General features: G+C 34.1%; 15 protein-coding genes. 5 read left to right on the top strand and 10 right to left on the bottom strand.

Annotated features, from left to right (window positions below; genetic code table 11):
• Nucleotides 1–211: 211 nt before the first annotated feature.
• Entirely contained in the window at nt 212–1,090 is an 879-nt protein-coding gene (locus AC2TDS_RS11890) for a hypothetical protein (protein WP_484735807.1), read from the bottom strand.
• A gap of 185 nt (nt 1,091–1,275) precedes the next feature.
• Between AC2TDS_RS11890 and AC2TDS_RS11895 the strand changes: the two genes are divergently transcribed.
• Entirely contained in the window at nt 1,276–3,969 is a 2,694-nt protein-coding gene (locus tag AC2TDS_RS11895; protein ID WP_484735808.1) for an Ig-like domain-containing protein, read from the top strand.
• A gap of 237 nt (nt 3,970–4,206) precedes the next feature.
• On the opposite strand, the gene AC2TDS_RS11900 is transcribed toward AC2TDS_RS11895, so the two are convergent.
• Nucleotides 4,207–5,976, bottom strand: a complete 1,770-nt coding sequence (locus AC2TDS_RS11900) for a 1-deoxy-D-xylulose-5-phosphate synthase (protein ID WP_484735809.1) — start codon at nt 5,974–5,976, stop codon at nt 4,207–4,209.
• Nucleotides 5,977–6,042: 66 nt separating this feature from the next.
• On the opposite strand from AC2TDS_RS11900, the gene rsmI reads away from it, so the two are divergent.
• Nucleotides 6,043–6,717: a 16S rRNA (cytidine(1402)-2'-O)-methyltransferase gene (gene rsmI / locus AC2TDS_RS11905; RefSeq protein ID WP_484735810.1), complete on the top strand. Its 675-nt coding sequence runs from the start codon at nt 6,043–6,045 to the stop codon at nt 6,715–6,717.
• Between the two features lie 55 nt (nt 6,718–6,772).
• Here rsmI and AC2TDS_RS11910 read toward each other — a convergent pair whose 3' ends face one another.
• From AC2TDS_RS11910 to AC2TDS_RS11920, 3 genes are all read right to left on the bottom strand, one after another.
• Nucleotides 6,773–7,465 carry a hypothetical protein gene (locus AC2TDS_RS11910; RefSeq protein WP_484735811.1) on the bottom strand — a complete coding sequence of 231 codons (693 nt, stop codon included), beginning with the start codon at nt 7,463–7,465 and terminating at the stop codon, nt 6,773–6,775.
• A 5-nt stretch (nt 7,466–7,470) separates the two neighbouring features.
• Entirely contained in the window at nt 7,471–8,139 is a 669-nt protein-coding gene (locus tag AC2TDS_RS11915; RefSeq protein ID WP_484735812.1) for a hypothetical protein, read from the bottom strand.
• 67 nt (nt 8,140–8,206) lie between these two features.
• On the bottom strand, nt 8,207–8,545 hold the full coding sequence (locus AC2TDS_RS11920; RefSeq protein ID WP_484735813.1) for a PadR family transcriptional regulator: 339 nt from the start codon (nt 8,543–8,545) through the stop codon (nt 8,207–8,209).
• A 187-nt stretch (nt 8,546–8,732) separates the two neighbouring features.
• Here AC2TDS_RS11920 and AC2TDS_RS11925 point away from each other — a divergent pair, with 187 nt between their 5' ends.
• Entirely contained in the window at nt 8,733–9,776 is a 1,044-nt protein-coding gene (locus tag AC2TDS_RS11925; protein ID WP_484735814.1) for a 2Fe-2S iron-sulfur cluster-binding protein, read from the top strand.
• A gap of 19 nt (nt 9,777–9,795) precedes the next feature.
• Nucleotides 9,796–10,482 carry a LysE family translocator gene (locus AC2TDS_RS11930; protein WP_484735815.1) on the top strand — a complete coding sequence of 229 codons (687 nt, stop codon included), beginning with the start codon at nt 9,796–9,798 and terminating at the stop codon, nt 10,480–10,482.
• A 109-nt stretch (nt 10,483–10,591) separates the two neighbouring features.
• Here the strand turns inward: AC2TDS_RS11930 and mgtE are convergent, their stop codons facing one another.
• Genes mgtE through AC2TDS_RS11950 form a run of 4 tightly spaced genes read right to left on the bottom strand, consistent with a single transcriptional unit; the run spans nt 10,592 to nt 14,929 of the window.
• On the bottom strand, nt 10,592–11,941 hold the full coding sequence (gene mgtE / locus AC2TDS_RS11935; RefSeq protein WP_484735816.1) for a magnesium transporter: 1,350 nt from the start codon (nt 11,939–11,941) through the stop codon (nt 10,592–10,594).
• The gene (gene rsmA, locus AC2TDS_RS11940; RefSeq protein ID WP_484735817.1) at nt 11,922–12,734 is read right to left on the bottom strand and encodes a 16S rRNA (adenine(1518)-N(6)/adenine(1519)-N(6))-dimethyltransferase RsmA; all 813 of its coding nucleotides are present in this window, start codon (nt 12,732–12,734) and stop codon (nt 11,922–11,924) included. The genes mgtE and rsmA overlap by 20 nt, the downstream gene beginning before the upstream one ends.
• 59 nt (nt 12,735–12,793) lie before the next feature.
• A complete protein-coding gene (locus AC2TDS_RS11945) occupies nt 12,794–13,123 on the bottom strand; it encodes a DUF4286 family protein (protein WP_484735818.1) in 330 nt (109 codons plus the stop codon).
• A gap of 30 nt (nt 13,124–13,153) precedes the next feature.
• A complete protein-coding gene (locus AC2TDS_RS11950; RefSeq protein ID WP_484735819.1) occupies nt 13,154–14,929 on the bottom strand; it encodes a tetratricopeptide repeat protein in 1,776 nt (591 codons plus the stop codon).
• Between the two features lie 207 nt (nt 14,930–15,136).
• Between AC2TDS_RS11950 and AC2TDS_RS11955 the strand changes: the two genes are divergently transcribed.
• Complete coding sequence (locus tag AC2TDS_RS11955) at nt 15,137–15,280, top strand: hypothetical protein (RefSeq protein ID WP_484735820.1); 144 nt, start codon at nt 15,137–15,139, stop codon at nt 15,278–15,280.
• A 56-nt stretch (nt 15,281–15,336) separates the two neighbouring features.
• Here the strand turns inward: AC2TDS_RS11955 and serS are convergent, their stop codons facing one another.
• Nucleotides 15,337–16,611: a serine--tRNA ligase gene (serS, locus tag AC2TDS_RS11960; RefSeq protein WP_484735821.1), complete on the bottom strand. Its 1,275-nt coding sequence runs from the start codon at nt 16,609–16,611 to the stop codon at nt 15,337–15,339.
• Nucleotides 16,612–16,650 lie beyond the last annotated feature (39 nt).

The following is a 16,650-nucleotide window of genomic DNA, read 5'->3' on the forward strand; positions in this document are numbered from 1 at the left end:
AGCGAAGGCGAATCAGGTAACTGATTCGCTTTTTTTTTGGGATACAAGCAAGCTATATCATTTCGAATGTTAATACCATTTACCATTTTCTTTTACAGTAAATTCAAACAATAACGGGTATTAGATCGGTAAGTTAGCACGTATAAATAGTGCACGGTCTTATTCCTCGAATAGTTAATTATACTTTTATTCTCTTTTTATTCTCATGCTCTTAGCGAAACATCAACTTTTTTAATAATGCTTTGTTATGCCTGTCTTCTTTTATAGTATATATATAAACTAATAAAGGAATAAGACCATGAGGTATTCTATAAATCAACAAGTAAGTGTATTGATGTAGTATATGTAAAGAGTATTCATAATGGAATCCACTAAGCAATCTTGCTAATGCGGTGATAAAGCCCCAAAAAGATGCATATAAAAGGATAAATTTTGTTGTTTTAGGATAGAAGATGCCTACGGCTATGAAAAAGTCTAAAACACCAGCTATGAATAATAATGTTTTAGCGGTTTCTTCTGATACAGGAAGGATGTTAAGCGTCATAGTAACAAAATTAGCAGGTAACGGATAAAATACGCCCAAAGCATACATACCATGACAAGTAAATGCTAATGCGATACATATTTTTAAATAAAAAATTAAAGAAGATGTTTTAGGATGTCGTAGGTAATAGAGTAGAGCGACTGGTACACCAAATTGAATGGTATGCTCAAAGAACATAATTAAATGATAAAACTTTTCTTTGGTCAGTAGTAAGGATAGAAAAAGAAGACTTACAGTGCCTGTTGTTAAGATGTTACGTTGCCATTTCTTTGGGTGTTCTGAAATAGTAAGCGAGATAATTGCACAAATTGTATATAAAACCCCTACACTCCTGGTCAAGAATTGAATAGCATGATCGGTATTAAGATTGGTGACATAAGATTGCCAAGAGATCTCAAACACAAAATTTATGATGGGTTCTAAAAGACGTTGATCCCAAAACAAACTTCTGTAGGGAGCGTCCCAAAACAAGTGCTGGTAAGCTCGACCTATAAAAATAAGAAAACAACAATATTTTAGAACAGTAATAAGGGTTTTACGGTGCATAACCTTCAAATTTTAGCAAATATAGAAATGAGGCCTTTTATCGATTGTTAATACAAGTTTAGGAAACAGTAAGCTAATGGTTAACAAGTTTTTAGCTATATTATTATAAAATTAACTTTAAAATTAGTAATGGAATTTTAAATTGCTGAAAATATATTTGTTGATCTAAGATTTAACCTTTTCAAATGAAAAAATTAATAGTTAAAATATGGCTACTTGTTATTGCAGTAAGTGCCTATGGATCCAATGACAAATACCGTTTAATTATTACGGATAACCCTGCCACAACTATAACCATAGGGTGGAATCAAATTTCAGGGTCAAACCCCGTAGTTTATTATGGAACCAACGATTTCGGAACAAATTGGGCCAGTTATTCCAATACTAAAATTGTTGATCGCACGGTTTCTTATAAAGGAATGAATAATACGTTCTCCAAATTGACGAATTTAATGCCCAATACGAATTACTATTTTGTTATTAAAGATAGTCAAGGGGTAAGTCCTCGTTTTTGGTTTAAAACAGCACCCAACACGAATGAGCGTATGTCGTTTATTGCTGGTGGAGATTCACGAAACAATAGAACCCCTCGTAGAAATGCAAATTTATTGGTATCAAAACTTAAACCAACAGCGGTATTCTTTGGAGGTGATATGACCAATAGTGATTCTAGTTCTCAATGGCAAAGCTGGTTTAATGATTGGCAATATACCACGGCTGATGATGGTAGAATGTTTCCAATCATTCCTGCAAGAGGAAACCATGAAGGATCAAATAATAGTATTTATAATTTATTTAATGTGCCTTCAACAAGTATATATTATGATATTACTTTTGGGAATAACCTATATACGGTGTATACGTTAAACTCAGAAATTTCGGCAGGAGGTAACCAGTATTCATGGTTAAACGGACGTTTGAACTCAAATAATTCTATTTGGAAATCTGCCCAATACCATAAACCAATGCGCCCGCATGTCTCGTCAAAATCTGAAGGAAATGACGAGTATTCAAGTTGGGCTGAATTGTTTTATAACAAAGGAGTCAATCTTGTTTTTGAGTCTGATTCACATACCGTGAAAACTACTTGGCCAGTTAAACCATGTGCTTCAGGAGGTGGTTGTGATGACGGTTTTATAAGAGATGATGTTAACGGAACAGTGTACGTTGGAGAGGGTTGTTGGGGAGCTCCATTGCGTTCTTCAAACGATTCGAAAAACTGGACTAGAAATGCCAGTACATTTAATCAGTTTAAATGGATTTTTGTAGAAGAATCAAAAATAGAAGTTAGAACTGTTAAAGTAGATAATGCCAGCATTGTTGGAGCAGTATTAAATACAAATCCGTTTATGATGCCAACTAATATAGATCTTTGGAATCCTTCAAACGGAAGTGTAGTCACCATTATAAGTAGTGATGTTAGTTATCCTGAAATAGCCATTACGAACCCTACTACAGGGTCTTCATACCCTTTTAATACACCTGTATCGATTGGGGCTAGCGCAACAGATGGTGATGGGACCATTTCAAGCGTGAAATTTTATGCGAATAATTCACTTATTAAAACAGATACTAGTGCTCCTTACAATGTCAATTGGACACCAATAACAAATAATCAACCATACACCATAAAGGCAGTAGCAAGAGATAATGAAGGAAATGAAACTACCGCTGAGGCCATAACTATTTTTATAGGAAATGTATCAAGAACGATCACTTCTGCAATAAGCATGGGTAATGATGATGCCGAAGAATACCAATCGTCAGGAACAATGTATATGAATAGTTCAGATTTAGAATTGGTATATGATGGTAGTAAGGGGAACCAGCATGTAGGATTGTTATTTAGGGACTTAGATATTCCGACAAATGCAATAATAACAAACGCGTATATTCAATTCACAACCGATGAGAGAAATTCGGGAACAACAGCATTATCTGTAAAAGTACAAGATGTATCAAATGCTCCTGATATTACATCGCAGAGTTATAATATTACATCAAGAAATTACTATAACGAATCTATAAATTGGAACCCAAGCTCATGGAATTCAGTAGGAGCGTCAGGAACTGCTCAAAGAACCCCTGATTTAAAATCACTAGTACAACATGTAGTGCACAAATCTAACTGGAATTCAGGTAACTCCATGATGTTTTATATATCAGGAACAGGAGAACGTACAGCCGAATCGTATAATGGAAGTAGTTCTAAGGCCCCAGCATTGGTAATTTCTTACGAAATAGGTGATCAAGGAGGTGGCGGAAATAACTCAAACTGTGAAGAGGTTTCTGTAACCATTGTTTTTGATAGGTATTCAAAAGAAACATCTTGGAGGTTAAAGAATAGTGAAGGCGAAACGGTAATGAGTGGAGCTAATTACAATAAAGGCAATGGTGAAACTAGTACAGTTTCAAAATGCCTCCCCATAGGTTGTTATAGTTTTAGAATAAATGATAGTTATGGCGATGGTATTTGTTGTCGTTACGGAAGAGGGTCTTACCGTATTACCAATAGCAAAAATACGACCTTAGCTTCAGGAGGAGATTTTGATTATGTAGAAACCAAGCAAATTTGTATAACGCAAAACGCGTCGAGAAATACAGCCAAAGATCAGTTAAAAGAACCATATTATAATTCTGAAATCAGTATATATCCAAATCCAGCAATCGATAAATTATTAATAAGAGGTATGACAAATACTTCTTTATGGACTGCTAAAATAGTAGACTTATCAGGAAAAACAGTAATTGAAATTCCTGTGATTAATAATTCAATGGATGTTTCTACGATATCTAGAAACGGAATGTATCTTATCGAAATTTACAATGAGAAACGTCAAAAGAAATTAGCAAAAAAGATTATAATAAATAAGGATTAATTTTCCTTTTTAACCCAAATTATGCAATAGAACTTCGTCATGAGATAGGTACGTGTAATAAAAGCACAAGGAAGTGGTTGATTTTACATTGGTTTTATCTTGTAATAGATTCTCTATTGCATAATTCGGTTTCACTTATAAAATGCCAAAAGATTTTGAGTTTTTGACATTACCATAAGTTATTAAAGTGGATACATTACAATCAGAAAAGGTGCTAGTAGGTAGGTCGCCTTTTAATTATAAGAAACGCTGTAAACAAGAAACAATACTTGTAGTATCAATACCACATTGTTGTTGTAGTTCTTCAACAGTACCATGATGAATAAACTGGTCGGGTATGCCTAAGACCTCTATTTTCCCTTGATAATTGTGCGAAGAAGCAGCTTCTAAAATAGCACTGCCAAACCCTCCTGTGATACATCCATCTTCTATGGTAACTATAACCTTGAACTTTTTAAAAATCATTTCAAGAAGCTTCATGTCCAATGGCTTTACAAAACCAATATCATAATGAGCAATAGCGTCTTTGTTTTTGAACGATTTTATCGCCTCTGTGACATTATTAGCAATAGTTCCAAGAGAAAGCACAGCTATTCCGGTTCCTTCTTTTAAACAAGCGCCTTTACCAATTTCTATTTTTTCAAAAGGGAGTTGCCAAGCACGTATATTACCTCTTCCTCTAGGGTAGCGAATCGCTATGGGATTTGGAATACCTAATTGAGCGGTGTATAATATGTTTCTCAATGCTATTTCATTTCTTGGGGCAAAAACAATAAGGTTAGGAATACAACGAAGAGAAGCGATATCAAAAATACCGTGATGTGTAGCTCCATCTTGCCCAACCAAACCAGCTCTATCCAAACAGAAAATTACAGGTAGGTTTTGCAAGGCAACATCATGTATAATTTGGTCATAGGCACGTTGCAAAAAAGTAGCATAGATATTGCAATAAGGAATCAACCCCTCTGCTGCCATACCAGCAGCTAGTGTTACGGCATGCTGTTCAGCAATACCAACATCAAAAGTTCTTTCAGGGAAAGCTTCTAACATAAACTTTAAGGAACTTCCAGTGAGCATCGCCGGAGTAATACCCACAATCTTTTCATTTTGCTGAGCCAATTCAACAAGAGTTTTTCCAAAGACATCTTGATACTTTGTGAATTCGTTTTTTTCTTTTGGAAGCACGTCTCCAGAAACCTTATCGAACCTTCCAGGAGCATGATATTTTACTTGATTTTCTTCCGCTTGACGTAGCCCCTTACCTTTGGTAGTGATGACATGTAAAAATTTAGGTCCAGCGATATGTTTTAACCGTTCTAATTCTCGGAGCAATTCATCAAAATTGTGCCCATCAATAGGGCCAGAGTAATCAAAGTTTAACGATTCAAAAATATTGTGTTGCTCTATATCGTTCCGTGTAGATTTTATTCTTGTCAGATAGTCTTTTAATGCACCTACAGAAGGGTCTATGCCGATAGCATTGTCGTTCAAAATAACCAATAAATTAGCATCCGTATCTCCTGCATGGTTCAATGCTTCAAAAGCCATTCCGCTGGCTATAGATGCATCGCCAATTACAGCAATATGTTGCTTGGTGTTACCTTGTAATTTAGAGGCAATGGCCATACCAAGTGCAGCTGAAATAGAAGTAGATGAATGACCAACCCCAAAGGTATCGTATACACTCTCACTTCGTTTTGGAAAACCAGAAATGCCACGTAATTGACGATTGGTGTGAAAAGTAGCCCTTCGCCCTGTTAAAATTTTATGGCCATAGGCTTGATGCCCAACATCCCAAACTAACAAATCGTTAGGAGTATCAAAAACATAATGCAGTGCAATAGTTAATTCTACCACACCTAAGCTGGCACCTAAATGACCTTCTTTCGTTGCAATGATATCAATTATAAACGCACGGAGGTCTTGAGCAACACGTGATAGTTGATTACTTGATAATTTTCGTAAATCAGACGGGTATTTAATGGTATCTAATAGGTTCTCTGACATGGTAACAAATGTACAAAAAGCATTATATAACCCTGTTGAAAGGATAAAACTTTGTAGTTTTGCGGTATGAGTAAATTGTATTTAGTGCCTACCCCAATTGGAAACTTAGAAGATATGACGTTTAGAGCTGTAAGAGTGCTGAACGAAGTAGACATTATTTTAGCAGAAGATACCCGTACTAGTGGTAAACTGTTAAAACATTTTGACATTGGAACATCTATGCAATCGCACCACATGCATAATGAGCATAAAACAGTAGATACGATTATCAAACGATTACAGAGTGGTGAAACGTTTGCGTTAATTTCTGATGCTGGAACACCGGCAATTTCAGACCCAGGCTTTTTGTTAACACGTGCTTGCATACAAAACAATATCGAAGTAGAGTGCTTACCTGGCGCTACTGCTTTTGTACCTGCTTTGGTAAATTCTGGTTTACCAAACGATAAATTTATTTTTGAGGGCTTTTTACCTGTAAAAAAAGGACGACAAACACGTTTAAAGTTACTTGCCGAAGAAACAAGAACCATGATTTTTTATGAAAGTCCACATAAACTCAACAAAACCTTAACTCATTTTGGAGAGTATTTTGGTGAAGACCGACAAATTTCGGTTTCTAGAGAATTGACAAAATTATTTGAAGAAACCAAACGAGGAGACGTAAAAGAAGTACTATCATATTTCACAGCTAAACCTGCCAAAGGCGAGATTGTTATTATTGTTGATGGTAAAAAAATATAAGAAGATCATTTTTTGACATAATTTCAATCCATATCATCGTATCCTGATGTTGAAATTATACCAAGGCATATTCTGGAGAATGTTTTGCTAACAATTCTTTTGATTTTCTCGGAATAAGTTCCAGTGTTATATAAGAAACTAAAATCATGAGTACTGAAAAGAAGGCTGCTATTAAGGAGAATCTTTTCTCATGAAGAAATTCGGTCCACTGAAAAACAGTATAAAAATTACAACAGAAGACTAAAATATTAGAAGAAGCTGTTTTGAAGATAATAGTTTCTAGAAGCCAGCTCTTTCCAGTTTTTTGTGTGCTGTATTGTTGTCTTTTAATTAACGCACGGCAGCGTATTATAATGCATAAAGAAAAGAATATTTGTAGGCCGTAGAAAAGGTAGGTGCCAATGGTTGGTAGTTGATATAAGATATAAAAAATATAAAACAGACCAGTAGTGAAAATGAGTCTGGGTAGTGTAAACCACTCTTTTAAGTAGCCCCACAAAATCTTTCTATATTTTTTATTCATTTGTTTATGCTTTTCTTCAACAACATTCATAAAACCATAAACACCAAATTTTTTAAACGACATCACTTTAGCGTTTTCAAAACTCATATTAGGATGGGTTTTCCAAATTTCTTCAATATCGTTGGCTAAATGATCTACTAATTCAGTTTGTACATCGAAATGTTCAACATAATGTTCACGTGTGAATGTGTAGAGTTCTTGTAGGTGTTCACTTGTTAATTCCATTTCTATTATGTTGTTAAAAGGTGATAGTTTTTTTTCATTTCGTTATACTCCTTTATAAAAAAAAGTGTACTCAAAAGCTGTAAGGGTATTAGGAATGCTAAAATTACAGCGGTATATGTGGGGTTTTTAAACGCTTCTATTGCAAAGAAAAATTCTGGAAGGAACATTGCGATATTAAAGATACTTATGAACAACAAAGCGAGGCTTATTGACTGTATTAGCTGTATGGCCTTACAAACTCTATATTTAAAAGTTAAAAAAAACAGTGGAATTATTGTATTCAGTAAAAAGAAAACCATTAGGATCTTTATCATGAACTTATTATCGTTAAATAGATATAAATACAATAAGAAAAGTAGACCTAAGGTATGGGTAATGGGCTTTTTAAAAATTCTTTTGATATATTGAAATAATCTATTTGTTACTTTTTTCCCATATTGTTTTGTTGTAGCTTTCATTGCAGATTCAAACCCTCCTCCATTAAAATTTTCTTTCCATCCTAGTTTTATCATAGCGTTTTGCAGTGCTTCTTGATAATGATCACCATAAACCAATCTTTTTTCAATATCCGATACGATATGATCTAACATTTCAATGCGTACATCCCAAAATTTCACACCTTCTTTCTCCAGTTGATTATCTATGTTTTGAATTTGTTCTTTAGTCAGTTTCATAACTAGTTAATAATGTAATTGTCTATTTTTTGGGTTTGAAATTTTGTTTAATTCCATAGCTATCGGGTTATTCTAAACTAAACTTCGGGTTTATCAACTGTTGCATCGTATTTAAAAACTCTTGCATTTGAGTCAATCGTTGTACCGTTTCTTTTTCCCCACTTTCGGTTAGCTTGTAATATTTACGCAATCTATTGCCTATTTTGGTCACCTCTGCGTCTAATAAGCCTTCTGCTTCTAGTTTGTGTAAAGCAGGATACAGAGCACCCTCCGTAATGTTTAATTCGCCTTTTGTTAATTCTTTAACCTTCTGCGTTATTTCATAGCCATACATTTTATCATTTTGTGCTAATAATTGCAAAATGATGGTTTGTAATGAACCTTTATATAGTTTTTGATTTCTCATTTGTATAGTTAAAAGCATTCTTGTTTTAAGGGATCTTGACATTTTGTTGCCGTAAAACTGGAGGCTAGACTTATGGTAAATATATGCATAATTTTACTATGCATAAGAATTTTGGGTATTAATTTATAAAAACTCTAACTATTCATTCAGTATTAGTTTGTTATTTTTGCGAAATATTACGTACGAAATGATAAAGTTTTATAAACTAACCATTAAAGAAGTTAGCAGGGAAACAGTGGATGCTGTTTCTATTTTGTTTACAATTCCAGCATCTTTAAAAGATACCTTCTCTTTTGTTGCAGGACAATATGTTACTTTAAAAAAAGAAATTAACGGGGATGAAGTAAGAAGAGCATATTCTATTTGTTCATCTCCTGAAAATGACGAACTAAAAGTAGCGGTCAAAGCTGTTGAAAACGGTACGTTTTCTACCTATGCCACAACGAAGTTACAGGCAGGTGATGAATTAGAGGTAGCGCCACCAGAAGGAAAGTTTGTTTTACAACCTGCGAAAGGAAAGAATTATATTGGTTTTGTGGCAGGAAGCGGTATTACACCTGTTTTAGCCATGATAAAATCTGTCATAGAAAAATCTGTAGGAACGTTTACATTGGTGTATGGAAATAAGACGATTGCCGATACTATTTTTTACAACGAATTAAACCAGTTGCAAAAGAAGTATGATAAGCAGCTTAAGTTACATTATGTATGCAGTAGAGAGAAAAATGATAATTCGTTGTTCGGCAGAATTGATAAGGCACAGGTAAACCATTTTATAAAGAAGGTATACAAGAAGGTTAATTTTGATGCCGCTTTTTTATGTGGTCCTGAAGAAATGATAAAAATGGCTTCTGATACATTGGAAAAAAATGGAATGTCCAAAGATACTATTCATTTTGAATTGTTTACCGCATCGACTTCGGAAGAAGACATGACGGAAGTAAAGGACGGTCAGAGTGAAATTACGGTCATGCTCGATGATGAAGAAACTACGTTTAACATGAAACAAGCCGACACCATTTTAGCGGCTAGTTTGCGCAATAAGTTAGACGCACCATACTCTTGTCAAGGAGGAGTGTGTAGCAGTTGTATTGCAAAAATAACGGAAGGAAAAGCTGTAATGACTAAGAATTCTTTGTTAAGTGATGACGAACTAGAAGAAGGGCTAGTTTTAACTTGTTTGGCACATCCAACTACTTCTAAAATAACTGTTGATTATGACGAAGTTTAACCTTTATAAGAAGTAAGCAATGAGTTTCTACACATTAAAAGATGCTTTTTTAATTGGCGTTTTTATGGCCTTTATGATTGGCCCTGTTTTTTTTATGTTAATTAAAACGAGTATTTTAAAAGGAGCGAGAGCTGCATTGGTTTTCGACCTAGGAGTGATTTTGGGAGATGTTACATTTATTCTTATTGCTTATTATGGAAGTAGGAGGTTATTAGAAGAAATTAAAGATGATCCGAGGTTGTTCTTCATTGGTGGACTGATCCTTATTGTGTATGGTATTATAACGTATTTGGATAAAAATAATAAGAAAGAAATAGACGAGAGTCAAGTGCAAGTGCCAAAAGCAAGTAATTATTTTAAACTATTATTGAATGGTTTTCTTTTAAACTTCATCAATATAGGAGTCTTAGCAGGTTGGTTGGGTATTATGGTGGTTGTAGGACCAACCTTAGATATGAATCCTACGGCTATTTTCTGGTACTTTGTAATGGTTATTGTTGGATACGCATTTACTGATTTAGTTAAAATTTTGTTGGCTAAAAAATTAAAAAACAAATTAACTCCACTGGTTATTTATCGGATAAAAAGAGCGATGGGGGTTTTGTTGATTGTGTTTGGTGCGTTCTTTATGTTAAAAGGCTTTATTCCAAAAGAAAAAATGAATACGCTCATAGAAAAAGTAGATATCCAAAACTTTAGTCATTAAGTGTTGGGTTTGATTTGTAGTGCGGTGTAACGAAACTTCGGAATAGCATTGTTTTAATTTTCCGTATTATTATAGCACAACACCTAATTTTAAGAGGTTTTAACGGTAGTTAAAACCCTAATATAAACTGTGACATTAAAAAGTAAATTAAGATCCCAAAAATATCATTACTTGTGGTTATAAAAGGACCTGTAGCAATAGCAGGATCTATGTTTTGTTTATGTAGAAACCAAGGAATAAACGTACCAATTAAACCAGCAACAACAATCACAACAATCAAAGATACAGAAATGGCAAGTGCTTTTAAGAAATGTTGTTCGTAAACGAAAACAAACAAAAACAGGAAAACAGCTAAAACAGTACCATTAAATAGCGCAAGAAACATTTCTTTAATAAGACGCTTTTTAATACTTCCTTTAACATCATCATTGGCCAATCCTTGAACAATAATAGCAGAAGACTGTACACCAACGTTTCCTGCCATAGCAGCGATTAGTGGGGTAAAGAAAAAAAGCACTGCATTCTCTCTGAATGTATGCTCAAATTTTCCCATAATTAAAAATGCACCAATACCGCCTATTAACCCTAAAAACAACCAAGGTAATCGGGCTCTTGTCAGTTGCCAAATAGAATCATCAGCTTCCACATCTTGGGTAATACCAGCAGCGAGTTGATAATCTTTATCGGCTTCTTCTTTAATGACATCAACAATGTCATCAATCGTAATTCTTCCAACCAAAACACCTAATTCATCAACCACTGGAATCGCTTCCAAATCGTATTTACGCATCACATTCGCTACCTCTTCATTCTTGTCATGAACATTGACAAAATCAACTTTTGGGATATATACGTCAGCTATTTTTGATCGGGTAGAAGCCATCAGAAGATCTTTTAATGATAAACGGCCTTTTAGCTTTCCATCATTATCTATAACGTAAATAGAATGCACTCTAGTAACTTCTTCCGCCTGTTGGCGCATTTCTTTCACACAGGTTAATACATTCCAGTTTTCATTAACCTTTACAAGTTCTTTTGCCATTAAACCACCTGCGGTGTCTTCATCATAGCGCAATAGCTCTACGATTTCTTTAGCATGTTCCTTGTCTTCAATTTTTTGAATTACCTCCTGTTTACGTTTTTCAGGAAGCTCGGCAATTACGTCAGCTGCATCATCGGTGTCAAGCTCATCTATTTCTTCGGCGATTTCTTTGGCAGATAATTTTTCTAAAATTTTCTCGCGGATATCTTCATCAACGTCCATTAAAACCTCTGAAGTAGTTTCAGAATCGAGCAAACGAATTATATACAACGCTTCATTAAATGATAACTCATCTAATACTTCGGCTATATCAGCATGATGTACATCTGAAAATAAATCAGAAAGAAGTGTGTCTTTTTGTTTTTTAATAAGACCTTGTACGTTCTCAAGAAGCTCTTTAGTGATCTCTAATGCCATCGTTTGCTATTTTAGACGTTAAACTTATAAAGTCTTGTACCGATAACTGTTCGGGACGCATTGCAAAGATAGGCTCTTCTTTTAAAGAAACCGAAAGATTGAAAGATTTTAAACTAGAACGCAACATTTTTCTTCGTTGGTTAAAAGCGGTTTTAACAACTCTAAAAAACAGTTTTTCATCTACAGGTAATGTATAGTTTTCTTTTCTGGTTAATCGAATAACACCAGATTCAACTTTTGGAGGTGGATTAAAAACCGTAGGAGGCACTGTAAATAGGTATTCCACATCGAAAAAAGCTTGGGTGAACACCGATAAAATGCCATATACTTTACTCCCCTCTTTTTCAGCGATTCTTTTGGCTACTTCTTTTTGGAACATTCCAGAAAACTCAGGAACAAATTCACGGTTTTCAATAGCTTTAAAAACTATTTGAGATGAAATATTGTAAGGGAAGTTACCGATAATTGCAACGGGTTTGCCGTTAAAAATTTTCGTCAGATCTTGCTTTAAAAAATCTCCTTGAATAATGCTAAACTTTTCAGCAGAAGTATTGAGTTTGATGTGTTCAACGGGAAATGTTTCTTGCAAATAGGCAACAGACTCAGTATCGAGTTCCATCACGGTAACTTTCGATTTTTTTGCTAGTAAATATTTCGTCAACATTCCCATACCAGGGCCTATTTCGAGAACATCATTATATCCTTTTTCGGTTAATGAATCAGCAATTTTTTTGGCAATGTTTTCATCCGTTAAAAAATGCTGTCCTAAATGTTTTTTTGCTCTTACGGCCATGTTCATGCGGTTTAGTTAGAATCAAAACGCTCGATTCATTGTTTAGAGTACAGGCTACATTAATTACTGTTGACTGTAGGATAAAACTCGTTGATAACTTTTAACTCAGTTCTAAAAGCTAGCATTTTATCAGCAAACTTTTTTAATCCAGTACTGCGTAGTTTATCTGCATCGTGTTTGTAGTAGTTATCCAAATCTTCTCGTGTTTTAGCAGTGTATTGGATTGAATACGTACTGCTACCCATTTCTTCCTCAACTAGCACTTGAGTCATTTTAGCACTTATAAAACGACCTGTAGCTAGTACCTCTGGAATATGTTTTTCTATCCAAACAAGCCATTCTGCATGGATACTTTCGTCGATGTTTACGGTTACGTTGTATATATACATAAGTTACAAAGTAATAATTACATTTAGTTATTAAATATGATCTCCTCTTAATTTTCTGTACTTCTTGCGTGCATCTACAAGGTAAATGCTAGAAGCGTGGTCAAAAATAATCTTTTGATAATATTCTGAAGCTTTTTCTGGGTTATTTAATTGTTCACGATACAATTCTCCTAATTGATAAAGGCTATTATCCACTAAAATTCCTTCAGGGTTTAACTGTAAAACCTTTTCAAAATTAGTTATCGCTTTATCATAGGCTTCTTGTAACACGAATAATTGAGCCTGTTTAAATAAAGCTTCATCTTCAATAGGCTGATTTTTAAATTCTTGTATTATTTTTGATAATATGCTAATGGCCTCAGTGTTTTTGTTTTGATAGGCTAATAAATCTGCTGTTGCATATTCTTTTAAACCTGTAGCAATACTGTCTTTAGGCTGATTATCACTGATGGTTAAAAAAAGTTCGGTAGCATCATTTGCTATGAGCTGAGAGGCAGATCCTTTTAAAATTTTTAATTGCGCTTTTGCCCAGTCAAAATCGTTTTTAAAATAAGAGGTTTGCGCTACTTTAAAACGCGCCTCTTGCCCTAAGTAATGGTTTTTAAACTGTGATTGTACTTGTGAGAAATACAAGAGGGCTTTGTTAAACTTTTTGGTAAAAACGAGTGCTTCTCCCAATTTCAATTTCACCGTAGCTTTTAGATATTTAGAAGTAGCAAAAGGCATCGATTTTTCTAAAACACCTATTGCTTTTTCTGGATTGTTTTCGACGAAGGTTAAAAACTGAGCATAAATCAACTGAATAAAAAGAGTGTCTTTATTGATTCCATATTCTGCGAATACCTTTTGAAATGTTTCCTCAATATTGGGTTGTTTGGTGGCGATATCAATTTGCAAACTTAGCTGAATGGCTTTAAATTTATCATTCAGATAATTGGTGTTTGCAATTACAAGAGCAGCACATTCCTTTGCAGTATCATAATCTTTGTTTTCAAAAGCGATGTCACTCAAAGTTCTAATATTTCCTAAATTATTTGCATCACGAGCGAATAAGGCTTTATATTGAATCAGCGCTTTTTGATATTGTTTTTGCGTTATAAACAACCAAGCAAGGAGGTCATTCCAAATGTTTTTGGGGTTACTTATCGATTTTTTTAGCAGTGTTTGTTTAAATAAAAGATTGTATTCGTTTTCACTATCATCATTGATATACCTACTGGTATAACGTTTAACGCTGTTAAGATGAGTTTCATTTTTATCTATTAAATCAATATACGACTCAAACATTTTTTTAAAATTCCCTTTTTCTCCATAAACTTGAGCTAATTGAAACCCGAAGTTTGCTTTTGGATTTATGGTCATAATAGTATGGTAAGCGTCAATAGCATAGTCTAGTTTGTTATAGTTTTTAAACAAATTAGCAATGGTACTACCATATCCGCTATTGGTTTTTATTGATGTTAATGCTTTCTGATATTCGTTATTGGCTTTGTCTACTTGTTGTTGACGTTCAAAATTGTAGCCATTAACGACGTATAAGTACGTTTGATTTGGATGTTGTTTTAGTTTTTCTTCTACTAATGTTTCTACTTTTTCAAATTGGTTTGTTTCTTGGTAACAACTAACCAATCGTCTTAAATAGGTCGTGTTATAAGGGCTTTTTTTATAAAGCTCTTCGTACAATTGAATCGCTTTTTCATAGTCGCCATTTCTAAAATAATTTTCAGCAACTATAAAACTATTTTGTTGCGCGAAACAAAACGTGCTAACAAGGGTGAAAAGAAATAAAACAACAAATTTTTTCATTAAAAATAAGAGGTGTTTATTGAGATATAGAATTTATACAAACTTCTAAAAAAAACGGCATATAAACTAGGATTTAGCGTTTTAAAAGATAGATATGTTACTGAAGAGTTGTTAAAATTTTAGTAAACAGTACGGATTTGTGAAAAAGCAGTTAACATTTTGGCACGAACTTTGTAAAAATGTAATTCAACCAAATAATCTAGTGAAATGACAAACTTATCGATCCAATACGAAATAGCAAGGCAAAGGGCCAATGATTTTATGAGAAAAGGACAAATATCTCAATATTTTGATGCTCTAATAGAAATGAATAAATATAGAAGGTTAATGGTTGCTGTCATAGCCAACTAAAAAAGTAAGTTTCTGTCAAAGAAACTTACTTTAATAAATGCTATGATTTGTGGTCACTAGTCAATCATATCAAACCCACAGTATGGTACTAAAACCTCTGGTATTTTAATGCCGTTTTCTGTTTGATAATTTTCTAGAATACTAGCTAACACTCTCGGTAAAGCCAATGAACTTGCGTTTAAAGTATGCACCAATTGACTTTTTCCATCTTTATTTTTAAAACGTAGTTTTAATCGATTTGCTTGGTAAGTTTCAACGTTAGAGGCTGAACTAATTTCCAACCAACGGCTTTGCGCTGCTGAATACACTTCAAAATCGAAGGTTAAAGCTGCAGTAAAACCAGTGTCACCTCCACAAAGGCGTAAGATTCTGTATGGTAATTTTAATTCTCTCAAAATACCTTTGATATGCTCTACAATATCATGTAAAGCTTTGTAAGAATGATCTGGGTGTTCAATACGAACAAGTTCGACCTTGTCAAATTGATGTAAACGATTCAATCCTCTTACATGCGCTCCATAACTTCCTGCCTCTCTTCTAAAGCAAGGAGTATACCCTGTATACGCTTTTGGCAACTCTGCTTCTTGCAATAAATCACCTCTATGCATATTGGTTATAGGCACTTCAGAGGTGGGTATTAAATACAAATCATCAACATTCACATGGTACATTTGCCCTTCTTTATCCGGTAACTGACCAGTTCCGTAACCCGAAGCTTCGTTAATCAAATGAGGCACTTGTACTTCAGTATATCCAGCGGCTGTATTTTTATCTAAAAAATATGAAATTAGGGCTCGTTGTAAACGAGCTCCTTTTCCTTTGTATATAGGAAAACCAGCACCAGTAACCTTAGCTCCTAATTCAAAATCAATGATATCGTGTTTTTTTGCTAGTTCCCAATGAGGTAAAGCTTTATCGCCTAAATCAGGAACCGTACCTTCTGTAAATATTTCTTCATTATCTTCTTCATTTTTTCCGGCAACTACTGAGGCGTGCGGAATGTTAGGCACTTGATATAATAATTCCTGTAATTGATTGGTTGCCAAGGCTAATTTTTCGGTAAGATCTTTCGATTGATCTTTAAGCTGACTTGTTTTCTCTTTTAACAAAGTTGCTTTTTGTTTTTCGCCTGATTTAAAAAGATTTCCTATTTCTTTAGACAGTTTATTGGACTCAGCTAAAACAGAGTCTAGGGCAACTTGAGTAGTTCTTCTAGTTTCATCGGTTGTCAATACTTCTTCAATTGTAGTTTCTGCATTTGCAAAATTACGCTTAGCTAATCCTTCTAAAACAGTTTGCTTGTTTTCTCTAATAAACTGAACCTGTAACATCTTTTTAATTTTTTAAGAAAGGCAAAGATAACGGAAGTG

The organism is Tenacibaculum profundicola, from assembly GCF_057220795.1.